Source organism: Fusobacterium ulcerans, from assembly GCF_003019675.1.
Classification (GTDB): domain Bacteria; phylum Fusobacteriota; class Fusobacteriia; order Fusobacteriales; family Fusobacteriaceae; genus Fusobacterium_A; species Fusobacterium_A ulcerans.
In genome coordinates this window covers 1,816,130-1,833,639 of record NZ_CP028105.1, presented here as the reverse complement: position 1 = coordinate 1,833,639, position 17,510 = coordinate 1,816,130, and the positions used below count along the sequence as shown (strand labels likewise).

The window sequence follows — 17,510 nt, the reverse complement described above, 5'->3', positions numbered from 1 at the left end:
AAGTATTTTGCACTTCCTTCTAAATTATTTTACCATTCACCTTTAAAGTTATTTACATTTTCTTTATTTACTTCCACTTGAATCATAGGAGTCACAGGATCAAGTTTTTCACCTTTTAATAATTTTCCTGCTGCTTCTATAGTTTTTGCTCCCTCTTCTACTGCTGACATATATGTAGTTCCATCAATAAGACCATCTTTTATTGCTGCAAGCCCTTCCTTGCTTCCTCCAAGTCCTATTACATATATTTTATCTTTTAATCCAGCTTCTTGTAAAGCCATTCCAGCACCCATAGCTGAGTTATCATCTTGAGTTATTATTATATCCATCTTTTGATTTTTTTGGATAAGGTCTTCAACTATTTTCATAGCTCTTTCTTTTTCCCATCTGCTTGTTTGATTATATACAATTTCCATTTTTGTTCCAGCTATTTCTTCAGTAAGTCCTTTTTTTCTGTTTCTTTGAGGAGGTGTTCCTGGAACTCCTTCTATAAGAACTATTTTAGCGTCATCTTTTTTTAATAAATTTTTAGCTATTTTCCCTGTTAAAGCTCCTGTTTTTACTTCGTTTTGTCCAACATAAGTAACTACACCATCATACTTACCATCTTCGTCACTTCCAATTGCATTTGTAAAAGCTATAACTGGTATTTTTGCTTCATTAGCTATTGCAATTGCTCCTTTGATAGCTTCTGAATCTGCTGCTGCTACTGCTATTACATCTACTTTTTTAGCTACTAGATCTTCTATTTGTGATAACTGTTTGATTGGATCCCAGTTAGCATCAGTATATTCCAACTTTAATCCCTCTTTTTTAGCCTGTGTATCCATTCCATCTCTTACTGCTATAAAATATCCTACTGGTCCAGGTAAAGACACTCCAATAACTTTTTCTGCTGCAAAAGCAGTTGCACCAACTACTAAACATAAAGCACCTAATAATAATTTTTTCATCTTCTTCCTCCTTTTTATTATATTGAAATCTATTTTTTCTTAAAACTTCCAAATCCTACTGCTGCCAGTATTATTATTCCTTTAAATACATATTGGAAATATATACTCACACCTATAAGATTGAAACTATTGCTTATAACACTCATGAGAAGAACTCCGATTATTGTTCTCATAACGTTTCCTTCTCCACCATTTACACTTGTTCCCCCGATAACTACTGAAGCTATTGCATCCATATCGTATCCCTCTCCTGCTGTAGGAGTAGCTGTGCTCAATCTTGATACAAGAATAAGTCCCCCTATTATTGAGGCCATACCATTTATCATGAATACCATTATTTTATACTTTATAGTATCTATACCTGACAGTCTGCTGGAATCTTCATTCCCTCCTACTGCATATATTCTTCTTCCCATTACTGTTTTTCTTAAAACTACATTAGCCAGTATTACCCCAAGGAAGAAAATTATAACAGGTACAGGTATTCCTAAGATATAGCCTCTTCCAATAAGAGAAAGAACTGGATTAGTTCCTGAAATTGGATATCCCCCTGTATATATAAAAATGAGCCCCTGTAAAATTACGACCATTCCCATAGTTGCTATAAGAGATGGTATTTTAATGACTGCAACTGCAAATCCGTTAATTAATCCAATAACTGCTCCTGCTAAAAGTGCAGCTAGAAGAGCAACAATAAAGCTATGACCATTTGAAATCATACTCATTATTATAGTTCCTCCTAAGGCAGCTATTTTTCCTACTGATATGTCAAAATTTCCAGATATTATTACAAAAGTCATTCCTGTTGCAATAACTCCGATTATAGATGATTGTCTCAATAAATTAAGTATATTGTTTCTAGTAAGAAAATTAGGTGTTGCAAAACTTATTATTGTACATAGTACTAAAAACCCTATTATTATTCCATAATTTTTCAAAAGATTCTCTCTTCTAAAAGAATTTTTTACCTGTTCTAACATATATCCTCCATTCTAACCATTCAACGCCAAATAGTTTATTTTTTCTATATTTATATCATTTCCCCTAAGTTCACTGATAAAATTTCCTCTTTTCAAAACAAGAACTCTGTCAGCTACTCTTTCTACCTCTTCAAGATCAGAGGATATAAAGATTATTCCCACTCCTTTAGCTGCATAATCCTCTATTACTTTAAAAATATCTTCTTTGGCATTTACATCTATTCCTTTTGTAGGCTCATCAAATATTAATATTTTTAAGTCCATATCTTTCCACTTTGATATAACTATTTTCTGCTGATTTCCACCACTGAGACTTGATACTTTTAAATTATAATCTGAAACTTTTATTGAAAGATCTTTTATAGCTTCCTCAATATGTTCATTCTCTTTTTTATTACTCAAAAGAGGTCCTGCTAACATTTTCTTTATCTGTATCAATGTGGAGTTATCTTTAATTGTATGTTTCATTATAAGCCCAAAATTCTTTCTGTCTTCAGGTATCAGCCCTATTCCATTTTTTATAGCATCTTTAGGATGCGAGAAGTTCTGCTTTTCTCCTTCTAAATAAATATCTCCTTTATTTATCTCCCTTGCTCCAAATATACATTCTGCCAGTTCACTTCTTCCAGAGCCAACCAGCCCTGCTATCCCTACTACTTCCCCTCTTTTTACCTGAAAAGATAGATCTTTTAATATATTCTTATATTCCAGACCCTTTACCTCAAGGACTGTTTCATTTCTATTATCTTTTTTCTCTCTTATGCTTCCTCTTTTAACTACTTTTCCTGTCATCAGTTCCACTACTTTATCCTTTGTAAGCTCTGAAACTTTTTTAGTAGCTATAAATTCTCCATCTCTCAATACACTTATCCTGTCACATACTGAAAATACTTCTTCCAGCATATGGGAAATATATATAACTGTTTTTCCTGCTTCTTTCAATTTTCTTATTACATCAAACAAAGATTTTTTTTCTTTTTCTGATAGTGAAGTTGTTGGTTCATCCATTATTATAATGTCAGAATCATTTGCCACTACTTTAAGTATCTCTATCATCTGCTGTTTTGATATACTCATATTTCTTGTTATTTCCATAGGATCTATATCAAAATTCAGTCTCTCACACAGTTCCTTAAATCTTTTTATCATTGCTGTGTCATCAGTAAATATTCCATATTTTTTTATTTCATTTCCTACAAAAAGATTTTCATAGTTTTTAAGTGTAGATACAAGACTCAGCTCTTGATATATTATACTAATTCCTTTTTCCTGTGCTTCAAGAGGCGTTTTAAATTTCTCTGCCTTCCCTTTATAAATCAGCTCTCCACCGTTAGCTTCATGCACTCCGCAGATTATTTTCATCAAAGTAGATTTCCCAGCCCCATTTGCACCTATTATGGCATGAACTTCTCCCTTTTTTATTTCAATGTTTATATTTTTTAAAACTTCTACTTTAGAAAAAGATTTGCTTATGTTTTTACAATTTAGAATTACATCTCCTACTAGCATTTCTCCTCCCTTTTCAAAAATATATCCAGATGTTCCTCTGGTATGCTCATTAAATCCCATGAAAGAACTATCCCTTCTGAATTTCCCTCTTCTAAAATATCAAATACCTCTTTTATATATTCTGCATCACTTAATGCTATATTTTCCTTCTTATTGAAATCTATTCCTACACATATATTTTTTAAATTTTCAGTCAGATATTTTATCTCTTTTATCATCTGTTCTTTTCCTATATTATCTTTTAAATCCTTTTCTCCTATGATATTCAAAAGAAACTCTCCAGCTTTTTTATTATATAGTTCTCCATAAGTCTGTATTTCAAAAGGAATTCCTGCTGGAGCATAAGTTTTTCTATAATACATAGGTTTTATAAAATCCGCTTTCTCACTGAGCCTGATTATATCCTGCCCAAAGAGATAAGAAATATCAGAGGCATATGTATCCAGCCCCACTTCCAATCCCTTATTTTTAAAGAAATTTATCAGTTCATTTATTTTTTCAGTTATTGAATCATTTTTAAATTGAAAATATTGATTCATTTCTTTATCTTGAAATTCATACCTAAAATCTTTATAACTTTGTATTTCAAGTGGATTATTTCCTTGATTTTCAAAAGTTTTATCAATGTATTCTTTTAATTTTTCTACATCTATCCCTCTTTTTTTCATTTTTTCCACGCATACAGGACAGAAACAGCTGAATACAGCTTTTCCTCCATTTGAAAATGCTGGGTATCTTATTTTATCCAGAAATACTCCATCTATCTCATAATCTGAAAACTTTTCATCAAATATACTTTTTACATTTTCTATATTTTTAATGGTATTAGGACAGTAAAATTCAAAATTTTCTCCCTCTTGAAATGAGAAATTTTCTATTTCTTTTCCAGTATAATCTAAAACTTTATTAAATTCTTTGTAATGTGACAGTTCAGAAAATACAGGAAGCCAGAAATATAGTTTTGTTCCATAAGATTTTAGAAAATCTTTCAATTCTCTATACAGTTCCCTATTTTCATTCCATCCAATAATAATTCCATCTATTTTCTTTATAGCCATTATCTTTAAAAGTTTTTCTTTTAGTTTGTCTATATCTACTTCTAAATTTGAGAATCCTCCAGAAAATACCTGTAAATACTTTTTCATTTCCACCACCATTTATTTATTCTTTTGAAGATAGTTAAGTCCTATATTTATTCCTCCATCTACTGGTTCATATCTATTAGGTATCAGCTTTATTCTGTTTCCTAAAGCATTTTCTACTATTTTTTTCTGTATCTTATCTGTAACTGCATCACTTATAGCTACTCCTCCAGATAATACCAATATGTAGCTGTCTTTTTCTATGCTCTTAGATATTTCTTTTATCATCATCATAAGTTTTTCCACTGCTTTATCCAATATTTTACTGCATAGAGAAGTATCTTTTTCCTCTATAACAAATCTTGCTATACTTGCTATTTTTTCTGCTGTGTCATATTTTTCAACTATTTTTTCCAGTTGTTTTTTTCTGTCATTTCCCAAAATTTCCATTCTGTCAAAAGAATCATCTTTCTCTTCCATATCTTCTAAATAAAGAATATATTTCTCAAGAAATTTTCTTCCAATCCAGTATCCTGAACCAAGATCACTGAGGTCCTTTCCCCAGCCTCCAACTCTTATGACTTTGTCTTTGTCAAAAGCAAAACCTATAGACCCTGTTCCTGATACAATAACTCCTCCATCTTCAAATGGACATATAGCTCTGAATGCCAGTTCTGCATCATTCATTATCACAAGATTTTCTTTTATCCCAATACTATTAAGTAATTCTTTGAAAAGCTTGTAATCTTCAGCTGTATCACAACTAGAAAGACCAAATACAAAATATTTTATATCTTGAAAAGTAATATTCCTACTTTCCATTATTTTATTTATATTTTCTTCCAGATTTTTTTTTACTGTTTCTATCCCTATATTTTTATAGTTGGTACTTTCTCCTTTAATATATTCTTTATGACTACTTTCTATCTCATAAAGGCAATATGAAGTTTTACTTCCCCCACCATCTACTGATAATATATATCCCATTTTCTACCTCTATTTCCCTATTATTTTCAAGTCCTTGTCACTTTCTTGAAGAGCTAGTTTTAAAGCTCCCTTCATTCCATTTTCAATATCATTGCTGTCAAGAATTATCTCTGGCATATTTTCTTCTCCAAATCTTTCAGATATTTTCTTGATTATACGTTTTAACAGACTTTTTTCTATTTTTAATATATCACTGCTCAATACTATTATTTCAGGATTTAATATAGAAATATTTATCATAAGTATAAAGATTATCAGTTTCTCAAATTTTTCCATATCTTTTCTTTTTATTATTTCCTTATAGTCATCTTCCAAAGTCTTATCTGTTGATACTGGAAGCTCCCCTATCTCTCCTGAAAAATTAGATTTTCCTTTGTGAAGTTTTCCATTTATTACAGTTCCAGTTCCTATTCCAGTTCCTAAATAAATATATACAAGATCTCTTGTATTAAATTCTATCTTATCCACAAGTCCAAAAGTTACTAGATTTGCATCATTTTCTATTATTATTGGAATATCATATCTTTCTTCCAATACCTCTTTCAAAAATATTCCATTAAAATTTTTCAGAGTATAGACATTGTTTATACTTCCATTTTCTTCCATTATTCCTGCTATTCCAATGGAAATAGCCTCTATATTCTCTTTATTTTTAGATTCTTTTATCATTTTATCTAAAACAGAAATCAATATTTTTTCATCACTGTCTTCTTTTAATTTTTTTACTTTTTCATTTTTCACTTTACCAAGAAGATTGTATTCTCTCACTGTAAGGACAGTTCCTTTAAAGTACGCAGCTATATATGATACATGATCGCTGTTTATCTCATAGAATATAGGTTTCTTTCCACTCCCCTTTACTTCTACTTCTCCTTCAAATACTTTTACAATTTCTTTTTCAAGAAGTTCATCTACACATTTATTTATAGTAGGAAGGCTGAGCCCTAATAATTTTGACAACTCTGGCTTTGTTATAGGTGAATTTCTTATGATATTTTTTCTAACTAAAGCCATGTTTATTTCTTTTATTATTTTAGGTTTTCCATTAATTGTTGTCATAATATTCCCCTCTCTTTTCTAATAAAGAAACTTTATTAATTAATATTAGTATACTCTATCATTTTTTTGTTGTCAACTTTTTTGTGACTTATTTTAAAACGTTTTTTTCTTATACTGAATCATTTTTCAATATCACACATCATAAAAAGAATTAATTTTTCAAAAAAAAATTAAGCAATAAAAAAAGATGACTAAAAGTTGAAATATCATCAAACTCTTGATCATCTTTTTATTAATTATTATCTAGTTATTTTTATTCATCCCAACATTCAGCATTTTTTAATCCTGGAACAGCTGAAGTTTTAAATTGAGGATTTAAACCTTTTTTCTTCTGAGTTATATAATCGCGAAGAGCTGCAATTGCCACTTTATAAAGTATTGCTATTACCACTAGATTCATTATCGCCATGAATCCCATAAATAAGTCTGCCATATCCCAAACTATCTGAACTTTAGCAAGACATCCATACATTACCATAAATACAACAAAGCATCTGTAAATATTTAACCATATTTTATTTCCATTTAAGAATTCTATATTTGTTTCTCCATAGTAATAATTTCCTATGATAGACGAGAAGGCAAATAAAAATATACATATAGCAATGAATATACTTCCCCAAGGTCCAACCTGTGAAACAAGAGCTTCCTGAGTCAGCTGTATTCCATTAGATTCTCCCTGTAAATCTACTCCAGACATCAATATAATGAAAGCAGTTGCAGAACATATTAATATAGTATCTGTAAATACTCCCAAAGTTTGAATAAGTCCTTGCTTTACTGGATGTGTAACATTTGCAGTTGCTGCTGCATTGGGAGCACTTCCCATTCCAGCCTCATTTGAGAATAATCCTCTTTTTACCCCCTGCATTATTACTACTCCAAGTCCTCCACCTACTGCTTGTTTAAATCCAAGAGCATTAGAAACTATAGATTCAATAACAGATGGTATCATTGTAAAATTTTTTACTAGAACGAACAACGCTACAGCAACATATGCTACAGCCATTACAGGAACTATATATTCCACTGCACGAGCTATTCTTTTTACTCCACCAAAAATGATAATAGCAGTAGCAATAGATATTGCTATTCCTAAATACATTCTATTAACGTTAAAAGCTTTTTCAAATGCAAATGATACTGTATTAGCCTGTACTGAATTAAATATAAGTCCAAAAGTTATAGAAATAAGAATTGAAAATACAACTCCCATCCATCTTTTTCCTAAAGCTTTTTCCATATAGTAAGCTGGTCCACCTCTAAAGTGATCTCCCTCTTTTACTTTATATATTTGTGCAAGTGTACTTTCTACAAAGCTTGAACTTGAACCTATAAGAGCCATTACCCACATCCAGAATACAGCTCCTGGACCTCCTATAACAATAGCTATAGCAACTCCTGCCATATTTCCTGTCCCAACTCTCGAAGCTGTTGAAATACAAAATGCCTGAAATGAAGAAATTCCACTTGACCCATGTTTTTCATTAGAGCTTTCATTCTTCATAGCTCCTTCACCAAGAAGTCTAAACATTTCCCCTAACATTCTAAATTGAACAAACCCTGTTTTAAAACTAAAATATACACCTAATCCTACAAGAAGTATAATCAATATATACGACCAGATAAAATTGTTCAGCCAGTTAAATGCATCATACAAAAAAACCATTCTTTCCTCCTATGCTAGTATTTTATTATATAGTTCTGTTTATTTTACCATATTTTATTTACTTGAACAAAATTTTTTCTGGTTAAAATATTGTCAGATTTAACTCACTGGATAAATCTTCCAGCAAAAGTACCCCTGCAATTGAATTTCCTTTTTTATCAAGAGATGGTCCGTACACTCCTATTCCCATTTTTCCTGGTACTACAGAAAGAATTCCTCCTCCTACACCACTTTTAGATGGAATTCCTGCTCTTACAGCAAATTCTCCAGAGCTATCATACATTCCACAAGTTACCATTAAAGTTTTTACAATAGTAGCTATTCTAGGAGTAATTACAATTTCTCCACTGCTTAGTTTACCATTATTTGCTAAAAATAATGCTATCTTTGCAAGTGTTTTTGCTGTTACTTCTATTGAACATTGTTTAAAATATATATCCAATGCGTCTTCAACATCTCCCTCTATTATTCCTTCTCCTTTAAGGAAATATCCCATCGCTCTGTTTCTATTTCCTGTTTCAGATTCTCCACAATAAATCTTATAATTTACATCTAAAGTTTCATCTTCAGATATTTTTCTAAGAAAATCTAAAAGTCTCTGAAATTTATCTCTTACATCTTTTCCTTTTATCATTGAAGCTATTGCTATAGCTCCTGCATTTATAAGAGGATTGTAAGGTTTTCTTCTGCTTGAAGTTTCAAGCTTTTTAATAGAATTGAATGGATCTCCTGTTGGCTCCATTCCCACTTTAGAAAAAACATATTCCTCTCCATTATCTAATATTGCCAACATCAAAGTTACTATTTTAGATATGCTCTGAATTGTAAATTTTGTATCCCAATCTCCAGAACAATATTCATTTCCATTTACATCAATTATGTATAATCCCAATGCATCTTTTTTAGCCTTATCAAGTTCTGGAATATAGCTTGCAACTGTCCCTAATTTTGTTTCTGCTATATTTTTCTTTACTAACTTATCTAATAAATCTTTCATGAGTTCCTCCTGATATCATAAAGGTTTTTTAATTTTATAAAAAATAAAAAACATCCATTTATAATATAAACTTAGTGTAACATTTTGTCAATGAATTTTCAATATTAATACAATTTATAGAATATAAATATTATATCTTGGTGAATCTATGATTTATATTTTCTCTTTGTTCTTTTTTATGTTGCTTCCCTTTGTATTTTATATATACTTTAAATATATTCTGAAAATATATTTCAATAATAATAATTTTAAAAATATTTTTTCTTAGACAGATAATTTTTGTATTCATTTAATCAATTCAATTTTTATATGAAATATATATTTGTTTTAAACTTCTTAATTTCTATTTTTCTGTACAAATTTTATTATATATTTTGAAAGCATCTCTGCATTTCCTTCTCTTTTTAACTATACCATTAAATAATCAAAAAGATCCTTTGGCACTTCATTCTTTAATTTCAGTTCATACTCCACACGAGGAACTCCCTTTTCAGTAAAGCATTCCTTTGCTTTTAAAACCTTTTCAGCTTGACCTAAATAGTAAAAACTTTCTCCTGAACTTTTCTTAACAAATATTTCCAATATATAATAATTTTTTGCTATTTTTCCCTCAGCTGTCAACTTATTATTTCTGCTCAGGCATCTGTTATTTTTAGAAAACCATGGAAATCTTTGCTGATCTAAAAACTTATTATCAAAAATACTTGAGTCTTCCATTGTCACAAACATTACAACTTTTTTAGCTTCTTCAAATACCATATAACCACTCACCTGATATCCATTATTAAAGTCCAGATTCAGCTGCCAGAATCCTTCCAGTTTTGTGTATTGTTTATATTTTTGAATAGAATCTTTTCCATATTGTTTATAGTTTTTCTCTACATAAGCAAGATTATATTTAATCAAGTCATCAATTAAATCTCTAAAATATTTATTATTTTTATATCCATTTTTAAAATTTTTATCTATTTGATATTCTCCGCCAGCTTTTTCTAAAATAGGTTCAAATCCCTTCATAGTAGAAAGGCTAGTAAATATTTCTTTAGAAAGATGTTTTATTCCATTTTCAATATTTTCTTTTTGATCTTTTAGCTTATATTCTTTCTCTAAAATCTCTTCTATCTTTTCTATTGAAATTTTTGACTCCTTAATACCTTCCAGCAATATTACCATTTCATGAACTCTTTTAGCAGGAGTAAAGAAACTTGACAGGAAAGTCAAAAAATTCTTTTCCATCTCTGATAAAATACCAAATTCTGTATCAGGTCTCAAAGCTTTCAAAACACTGTCATAATCTTTTTTAAACTTTAATATTACACTTGGATCTATCATATTTCTTACAAAGAAATCATTTAACAATGGGATCCTTCCTAATTGTTTTTCCAGAAGTTCAAAATCATGCTCTATATTTTTCTTAGTTGAAAAATTTGTCTTGTTTATATTTTCAAATATTCTCTCTTTTACTATTTCTTCAAAAGATATTGAGCTTTCTCCTGGAATCATATTTGTTCCATTTAAAATAAATCTCTTCATAAAATCTTTGTCAAAGCTATTATTTTGGGAAATAGCAGTTGGAATTAAGAAGTTCTTTTCATAGTTTCCTATAAAGTCTAAAACTACAACAAACTCCTTATTCTCATTTTTTCTCAACCCTCTTCCAAGTTGCTGAATATATACAATAGAAGATTCTGTTGGTCTTAGAAGAATAACTTGATTTACACATGGTATATCAACTCCTTCATTAAATATATCAACAGTTATCAGATATTCTACTTCACCTTTCTCTAGCTTTTCAATAGCATTTTCTCTTGCATTATCCCCATGGTCTCCTGTAAGTGCTATAGATTTTATTCCTTTTTCATTAAGCTTTTCAGCTAATATATTTGCCTCTTCCACTCTTGATACAAACATCAGCCCATGGAGTTTTTCTCCACTATATCCATAATATCTGCTCTTTTCAATTATATGATCTATCCTTTGATCTAAAGTAAGATTTTTTATAGAAGTTTTTCCATCAATACATTCACCATTTACAGTTATATCTGAGATTCCAAAATAATGAAATGGACACAGAAGATTTTCTCTCAAAGCATCATAAAGTCTTATTTCATAAGCTATATTGTGATTAAAAAGTCCATATATATCAAAATCATCACTTCTCTCTGGAGTTGCTGTCATTCCCAACAGAAAATCTGGCTTAAAATAATTTATTACACTTTGATAAGTTTTAGCTCCACTGTGATGAACTTCATCAATTATTATATAATTAAAATAGTCTTTAGGAAATCTTTCTAAATGTTCTTTTTTATTTAAAGTCTGAACCATGGCAAATATATAGTCTGCATCTGAAATATCTTCATCTCCATAGATTGCCATTTTTTTATTGCTTATAATACTTTCAAAAGTATACTTAGCTTTTTTTATTATAGTTTTTCTATGAGCTATAAAAAGCATTTTTTCAGGTTTTACTTTTTTTACATCAAAGGCACTTAAATATGTTTTTCCTGTTCCAGTTGCACTAATCAATAGTCCTTCTTTTTCATTTTCTCTCAGCTCACTTAAATTATCCAATGCTTCTTTCTGCATAATATTTGGCTTTATCTCTTTTTTAAACAAAGGATTTTGTAATTTTTCCTGAGCTTTAGAATAACTCTTTGAAAGTTTATATACTTTTTCATAGTTTTCTATCATTTCTAAATCCAACTTTGGAAGTCTTTCAAAAATATCATTGAAGCTGCTTAAAATATCCTTTGCAATCTTCCCATTTTCCAGAGAATTTACTTTTAAATTCCACTCGAAATTTACTGTTAAAGCTGTCTGAGTTAAATTGCTGCTCCCAACTACTAAAGTCCACAAATTATCTTTTCTAAAAAAATATCCCTTAGCATGAAATTTTTCTTTAGATAATATTTTCAATTCTATATTTTTATAATTTAGCAGTCTCTTTAGAGCTTTAGGCTCAGTAAAATTCAAATAATCTCCTGTAAGAATTTTCCCTTTTATATTCCTGTTTTCAAGTTCTTTCAGTTCTTCTAAAATCAGAGCCAGCCCTCCTTCTGTTATAAAGGCTACTGAAATTATAAACTCATCACAGCTCTCCAGTTCTTTTCTTAAAGTTGTTATAATTTTCTCATCTTTATTACAAAGCAGTCTATGCTGAAAGTTTTTACTTGATTCTATATTTAAATTTATTGAGCTTGTTTTGAAGCTTTCAATTAAATTCGTTTCCATATTTTTTCCTCCTGTTTGAACACTATCCAAAGAATATTTTATCATTTTACAGCTAAATTTGATAGGAAGTTTAACTTTTTTATAAAAAATATGATATGAAGAGAATCTATATAATAATTTTTCCATAAAAAATGCCCCTTCACAGCAGAGAAATTTTTATTATTTCATCTGTCTACTGTAAAGGAGCTTATCAACTTTCAGCTACACATATAATTTTTTTAGATTTATTTTATCACTTTAACTTTGCTCTGTTCTTAGATATTTTATCTAATTTTAATTAAAACTATTTCTGACTGACTTCCTATACGAATAGGAGGCCCCCAAGTTCCATATCCAGAAGAAACTATTATATTAGTATCTTCTATCTTTTCATGTCCATAATCAACTTTAAACATTTTTTTAGTAAATAATCTCCCTGGAAACATCTGTCCTTTGTGAGTATGTCCCGAAACTTGCAGAAAAGTTTTATTCTCCACTGCTTCATCTATTGTATCAGGTGTATGTTGGATAAGAATAACAGGTTTATCCTCTTTTCCATTTAATATCTCACTTATAGGCTTTTTAGAAAAATTATCTCTTCCAGCTATATATATTTCATTATTAACAAGCATTTTTTCATCTCTCAATACGATAGTTACAGCATTATTCCTAAGTATTTCTGTAAGCATGTCAGCTTTACTTCCATATATATCATGATTTCCAAGAGTGAAATAAGATCCATAAGTGCTTTTTATATTTTTTAATTCATCTAACATATTTCTTTCTAAAACAGGTTCTAAATACATATCTATAAGATCTCCAGCTATAAGAACAACATCTGGTTTCAGAGAATTTACTTTGTCTATCATCTTTATTAATGAAGCATTTCCGTTTATATGTCCTAAATGAACATCTGAAACCAAAACTATATTCAGAGGAGCAGATATTTTCCCTCCACTATCTATTTCATATTCAGTCAATAAAGTATTGTGTTTATAAAAAGTTCCTATTGCTAATATTATAAAGATAATTATAAAGCCAGGCTTATATAAATTCAGATTTAATTTATATCTAAATATCATTTCTATAATCGAAACTATAAAGTATACCATTGATCCATAGATAACAAATGCTAAATAATAGTAAACTATATATGAAAGAATTCTATTACTTCCATATGAAAAATTAGATACAAAATATGAGTTGAAAAACTGATATCCATATAAAAGTACAATTAATATTAAAAATAGTATTATAAAAAATATTTTTTTATCTGAGGGAAATACATATTTAACTGTTTTCCACATAACAAAAAAATTAAGAATAAATAGTGTTGTGGATAATGCTAGAAAAAAATAACTCATTTCTTCAACTCCGTTCTAAAATTTGTATATAATTTTTTATCTCTTCTCAAAATTAATTTTTGTTCCATCTGTCTTTTAGTGAATCCAGCCACTGAGTAACTTCTCCCTGAGTTCTTCCAGCACCAGCATTTCTTGTTACATATCCATCACTTACTACTGTAGACTTTGGAGCAAGGGCTGTTAAATCTGCTGTACTTGTACCTGCTCCGCCTCCACCATGTGTGCAGAAAGGAATGATAGTTTTTCCAGATATATCATTTTCTGATAGGAAAGTTCTCATTGGAGTAGGAACAGTTCCCCACCAGATAGGATATTCAATAAATATTGTATCATAAGAATCTAAGTTTTCAATTTTAGATTTTAAAGGTGGAAGATATTCTGATTCCAATTCTTTTTTTGCCTGGTCAGTAGTTGCTCTGTATGCTTCAGGATAAGGATTGAGAACTTCTATTTTAAATATATCTCCTTTTGTATATTCCTGTATCATCTCAGCTATTTTTTCAGTGTTGTTAGTACGTGTAAAATAAGCTATCAAAATTTTACTTTCAGCACCATATCCAGTTAAAGAAAAAATACTGAATAAAGACAGGATGAGCAATAATTTTTTCATAATTTTCCTCCTTCAAATATCAAGATTTATAAAAAATAAATCAATAATCAGTCAAGTTTCATAAAATATGCCCAATTGCACATGAATAACTAACTTTAGTTAAATTAGTGTATCACCTAGAGTTAACTCTAAGTCAAGTATATTTTTTCTAAAAACTTTATTTTGTATTTTATTCAGTCTTTTCAAAAAATTTAGAGCTAAAATAATTTCAGAAAAAAAGAATTCTTTGCTATTGTATAATCTTATTCATTTTTTATTTATTCATGTAATAATTTATTTTCTTCAAAATTATTTTTGAAAAAATACTTGCATTTTATTTTTATATGTTGTATCATTAGTCAATTAATTTAAAAAAATAATTAAAAAGGAGAAAGCACAGTATGTTTATTTCTAATATGACAAACCTCATACTCAGTTTATTGGTTATAACTCTTATAAGCAATATATTTTTGAGTACGAAAAATCATATTAGGAACTTCCTCTAAATTTTATTATATAAAATATTAAGTTTTAAATTTGAAACTTGGAGACCCTAATTTTGGTTAGGGTCTTTTTTTATTAGAAAATTTTGGAGGTTAGTATGAAAATAATATTTGAAAAAAACTTTAAAGAAAAAAATATAAATAAAATAATAATAAAATATATCAATTTCAAATCAATACTACTCTGTTTCTAAATAGGGCTGCTAGTTGTGGAGATTCATCATTATTTAGAAAATATAAGACAGAGGAGAGAAATCATGATAAAAGAAAATAATAACTATGCTAAAATTGGATTCGGAGCAGTATTTGCAGTTGCAAGTGTTTTATTCAGCTCACATGCTGGAGGAGGTTTTGCCAGTGGTAATCAGACTACACAATACTTTGTTGTAACTGGTGTATGGGGAATAGTTTCTGCCATAGTAGCAATGGCTCTTTTAGCTCTTACTATAAGAGAATGCATCATTATGAGAAATTCAAGAAATTTAAAAAACTACAAGGAACTTTTTGAAACTTTGTACCACCCTTTTGATAAATTGGAATGGGTCTTTGAAGTATATTTCAATATAATGGTAATCTGTGCTGTGGGAGCAGTTATTGCTGGAGCAGCTTCATTGATATCAGCTAATGGAATCATGGGATATAAAATGGCTGCAATGAGCGTCGGAGCTATTTTACTTGTTATGACTATATTTGGTTCCAGTTTGGTGTCTAAAGTTTCTACTGTAATGTCTATATGCATTTTAATATCTACTTTCATAATATTTTTCATGGGAATAAAAGCTAAAGCTCCTGAAATATCTCTAATCTTTTCTCAGGGATTTTTTACAGATGGAGCTGTAGTAAAAAAATCTATTTTAAATGCTTTTACATATGCTGGATTCCAGTCAGTTGTCATTCCTACAATGATAGCCTGTGGAAAGCAATTAGGAGAAAAGGAAAATGTATCAAAATCAATGATAATAGCTTTTGTAATGAATTCTATTGCTTTGGGAATGTCAGTAGTTATGCTGTTGGGATGGCATGGTGACTTTACTCAGGCTGGAGCTACTACATTGCCTTCTTTGTATATCTGTCAGCAGTTAGATACTAATATTTTGTACTGGTTCTATAATATTGCTTTGCTGTTATGTTTCATCTCAACTGGTGTAACTACTATATATGGATTTGTTTCAAGATTCTCTTCTATAAAAATTATGGAAAAAATTGAAAAACCAATCATAAGAAGAATTATAACTTCAAGTTTCTGTATGATTATATCTATGAGTGTATCAATGATAGGACTTAGCAAAATCATAAAATATGGATATGGGTATTGTGGATACTTAGGAATTGCAATTATCATCATTCCATTTTTAACAGTTGGAGTCTATAAAAATAAAAAATATGCAGCTGAAAATAATTTTACAGTAGTTGTAAAAGGGAAACAGGCTTTTGCTAAATAGAAATTATCATACAAAACTAAAATATAAAGGAGAAATTTAAATGGAAACAAAAAATATATTTTTACCAAATTACAGCATTGGAGAAAACCCTTACACAGAAGTTCCTTCTATTTGTGAAGCATATGGGAAAAAAGTAGTCTTTATAGGAGGAAAAACAGCTTTGTCCAAAGCCAGCGATATAGTAAAAGAGGCGATTAAAAACAGCACTCTTGAAGTTATTGATACTCTTTGGTTTGGCGGGGAGGCATGTTATGAGAATATTGAAAAACTGAAACAGGAAAAATCAGTTATAGAAGCTGATATGGTTTTTGTCTTTGGAGGTGGAAAAGCTATTGATACCTGTAAATGTCTTACTGGACAATTAAAAAAGCCTCTTTTCACTTTTCCAACTATATCTTCAACTTGTGCTTCTGTTACTTCAGTTTGTGCAATGTATAATGAAAATGGGTCTTTTAAAAATCTATACTGGAGATTTGCACCAGCAGAACACACTTTCATCAGCACAAAAATAATTACAGAAGCTCCAGAGAGGTATCTGTGGGCAGGAATTGGAGATACTATGGCAAAGGGATATGAGCCTGAATTTTCTTCTAGGGGTAAATCTTTGAATCATTCAAATGCTCTAGGAGTAACTCTATCAAAACTATGTCAGGAGCCCCTTGTTAAATATGGGAAAAAAGCTCTTGATGACTGCAAAGCAGATAGAGTATCTACTGAATTAGAAGAAACAATCCTTGCTATAATTGTTACAACTGGAATCGTTTCAAACTATGTAATAAATGACTACAACAGTTCTATTGCTCATGCACTGTGCTATGGATTCTCCACTATACATCATGTTGAAGTCAGTCATTTGCACGGTGAGATAGTTTCTTATGGAGTTCTTGTACTGCTTATGGTAGATGGAAAAACTGATGAAATCAATAGAATAATGCCATTTTATAAGAGTATTGGACTTCCTGTATCGTATAAAAATCTTGATACAAGTGAAAAGGAAATGGAGGGAGTAATTCAAAAAGCTGTAGATGTTCCTGATTTAAATGTATCTGCTTTCCCTGTTACTAAAGAAATAATTTGGGAAGCTGTAAGAAAATTAGAAGCCTACGAAAAATAATTAAAATATGAAAAAAAAGCTGACTTATAAGTAGAAATCATTCTAACTTTAT

General features: G+C 29.6%; 13 protein-coding genes. 2 read left to right on the top strand and 11 right to left on the bottom strand.

What is annotated here, in order from left to right; all coding sequences use genetic code 11:
- Window positions 1-29: 29 nt before the first annotated feature.
- The 11 genes from C4N20_RS08530 to C4N20_RS08480 form a co-directional block, all read right to left on the bottom strand.
- Window positions 30-953 (bottom strand): sugar ABC transporter substrate-binding protein, encoded by a 924-nt coding sequence (locus tag C4N20_RS08530; protein ID WP_005979039.1) that lies wholly within the window; start codon window positions 951-953, stop codon window positions 30-32.
- Between the two features lie 29 nt (window positions 954-982).
- Window positions 983-1,933, bottom strand: a complete 951-nt coding sequence (locus C4N20_RS08525) for an ABC transporter permease (protein ID WP_005979037.1) — start codon at window positions 1,931-1,933, stop codon at window positions 983-985.
- Window positions 1,934-1,945: 12 nt separating this feature from the next.
- Entirely contained in the window at window positions 1,946-3,442 is a 1,497-nt protein-coding gene (locus C4N20_RS08520) for a sugar ABC transporter ATP-binding protein (protein WP_005979035.1), read from the bottom strand.
- Window positions 3,436-4,587, bottom strand: coding sequence for a hypothetical protein (locus C4N20_RS08515; protein ID WP_005979033.1), 1,152 nt, complete (start codon window positions 4,585-4,587; stop codon window positions 3,436-3,438). The genes C4N20_RS08520 and C4N20_RS08515 overlap by 7 nt, the downstream gene beginning before the upstream one ends.
- 12 nt (window positions 4,588-4,599) lie before the next feature.
- A complete protein-coding gene (locus C4N20_RS08510) occupies window positions 4,600-5,511 on the bottom strand; it encodes an N-acetylglucosamine kinase (RefSeq protein WP_005979031.1) in 912 nt (303 codons plus the stop codon).
- A gap of 9 nt (window positions 5,512-5,520) precedes the next feature.
- Complete coding sequence (locus C4N20_RS08505) at window positions 5,521-6,570, bottom strand: ROK family transcriptional regulator (RefSeq protein WP_005979028.1); 1,050 nt, start codon at window positions 6,568-6,570, stop codon at window positions 5,521-5,523.
- A 253-nt stretch (window positions 6,571-6,823) separates the two neighbouring features.
- Window positions 6,824-8,239 carry an alanine/glycine:cation symporter family protein gene (locus C4N20_RS08500; protein WP_005979027.1) on the bottom strand — a complete coding sequence of 472 codons (1,416 nt, stop codon included), beginning with the start codon at window positions 8,237-8,239 and terminating at the stop codon, window positions 6,824-6,826.
- An 82-nt stretch (window positions 8,240-8,321) separates the two neighbouring features.
- A complete protein-coding gene (gene glsA / locus C4N20_RS08495) occupies window positions 8,322-9,236 on the bottom strand; it encodes a glutaminase A (RefSeq protein WP_005979025.1) in 915 nt (304 codons plus the stop codon).
- A 408-nt stretch (window positions 9,237-9,644) separates the two neighbouring features.
- Window positions 9,645-12,467 carry a DUF3427 domain-containing protein gene (locus C4N20_RS08490; RefSeq protein WP_106878619.1) on the bottom strand — a complete coding sequence of 941 codons (2,823 nt, stop codon included), beginning with the start codon at window positions 12,465-12,467 and terminating at the stop codon, window positions 9,645-9,647.
- A gap of 263 nt (window positions 12,468-12,730) precedes the next feature.
- Complete coding sequence (locus tag C4N20_RS08485; RefSeq protein WP_005979023.1) at window positions 12,731-13,810, bottom strand: metallophosphoesterase; 1,080 nt, start codon at window positions 13,808-13,810, stop codon at window positions 12,731-12,733.
- Between the two features lie 52 nt (window positions 13,811-13,862).
- Window positions 13,863-14,420, bottom strand: a complete 558-nt coding sequence (locus tag C4N20_RS08480) for a flavodoxin (RefSeq protein WP_005979021.1) — start codon at window positions 14,418-14,420, stop codon at window positions 13,863-13,865.
- 739 nt (window positions 14,421-15,159) lie between these two features.
- On the opposite strand from C4N20_RS08480, the gene C4N20_RS08475 reads away from it, so the two are divergent.
- Both C4N20_RS08475 and C4N20_RS08470 read left to right on the top strand, forming a co-directional pair.
- Entirely contained in the window at window positions 15,160-16,344 is a 1,185-nt protein-coding gene (locus C4N20_RS08475) for a hypothetical protein (RefSeq protein ID WP_005979019.1), read from the top strand.
- A 40-nt stretch (window positions 16,345-16,384) separates the two neighbouring features.
- Window positions 16,385-17,458 (top strand): iron-containing alcohol dehydrogenase family protein, encoded by a 1,074-nt coding sequence (locus tag C4N20_RS08470; protein WP_005979017.1) that lies wholly within the window; start codon window positions 16,385-16,387, stop codon window positions 17,456-17,458.
- The last annotated feature ends 52 nt before the right edge of the window (window positions 17,459-17,510 follow it).

What these genes read in the sequence shown, in the direction of transcription:
- C4N20_RS08530 (WP_005979039.1), bottom strand. Translation starts at nt 953, where the DNA reads ATGAAAAAATTATTATTAGGTGCTTTATGTTTAGTAGTTGGTGCAACT.
- C4N20_RS08525 (WP_005979037.1), bottom strand. Translation starts at nt 1,933, where the DNA reads ATGTTAGAACAGGTAAAAAATTCTTTTAGAAGAGAGAATCTTTTGAAA.
- C4N20_RS08520 (WP_005979035.1), bottom strand. Translation starts at nt 3,442, where the DNA reads ATGCTAGTAGGAGATGTAATTCTAAATTGTAAAAACATAAGCAAATCT.
- C4N20_RS08515 (WP_005979033.1), bottom strand. Translation starts at nt 4,587, where the DNA reads ATGAAAAAGTATTTACAGGTATTTTCTGGAGGATTCTCAAATTTAGAA.
- C4N20_RS08510 (WP_005979031.1), bottom strand. Translation starts at nt 5,511, where the DNA reads ATGGGATATATATTATCAGTAGATGGTGGGGGAAGTAAAACTTCATAT.
- C4N20_RS08505 (WP_005979028.1), bottom strand. Translation starts at nt 6,570, where the DNA reads ATGACAACAATTAATGGAAAACCTAAAATAATAAAAGAAATAAACATG.
- C4N20_RS08500 (WP_005979027.1), bottom strand. Translation starts at nt 8,239, where the DNA reads ATGGTTTTTTTGTATGATGCATTTAACTGGCTGAACAATTTTATCTGG.
- glsA (WP_005979025.1), bottom strand. Translation starts at nt 9,236, where the DNA reads ATGAAAGATTTATTAGATAAGTTAGTAAAGAAAAATATAGCAGAAACA.
- C4N20_RS08490 (WP_106878619.1), bottom strand. Translation starts at nt 12,467, where the DNA reads ATGGAAACGAATTTAATTGAAAGCTTCAAAACAAGCTCAATAAATTTA.
- C4N20_RS08485 (WP_005979023.1), bottom strand. Translation starts at nt 13,810, where the DNA reads ATGAGTTATTTTTTTCTAGCATTATCCACAACACTATTTATTCTTAAT.
- C4N20_RS08480 (WP_005979021.1), bottom strand. Translation starts at nt 14,420, where the DNA reads ATGAAAAAATTATTGCTCATCCTGTCTTTATTCAGTATTTTTTCTTTA.
- C4N20_RS08475 (WP_005979019.1), top strand. Translation starts at nt 15,160, where the DNA reads ATGATAAAAGAAAATAATAACTATGCTAAAATTGGATTCGGAGCAGTA.
- C4N20_RS08470 (WP_005979017.1), top strand. Translation starts at nt 16,385, where the DNA reads ATGGAAACAAAAAATATATTTTTACCAAATTACAGCATTGGAGAAAAC.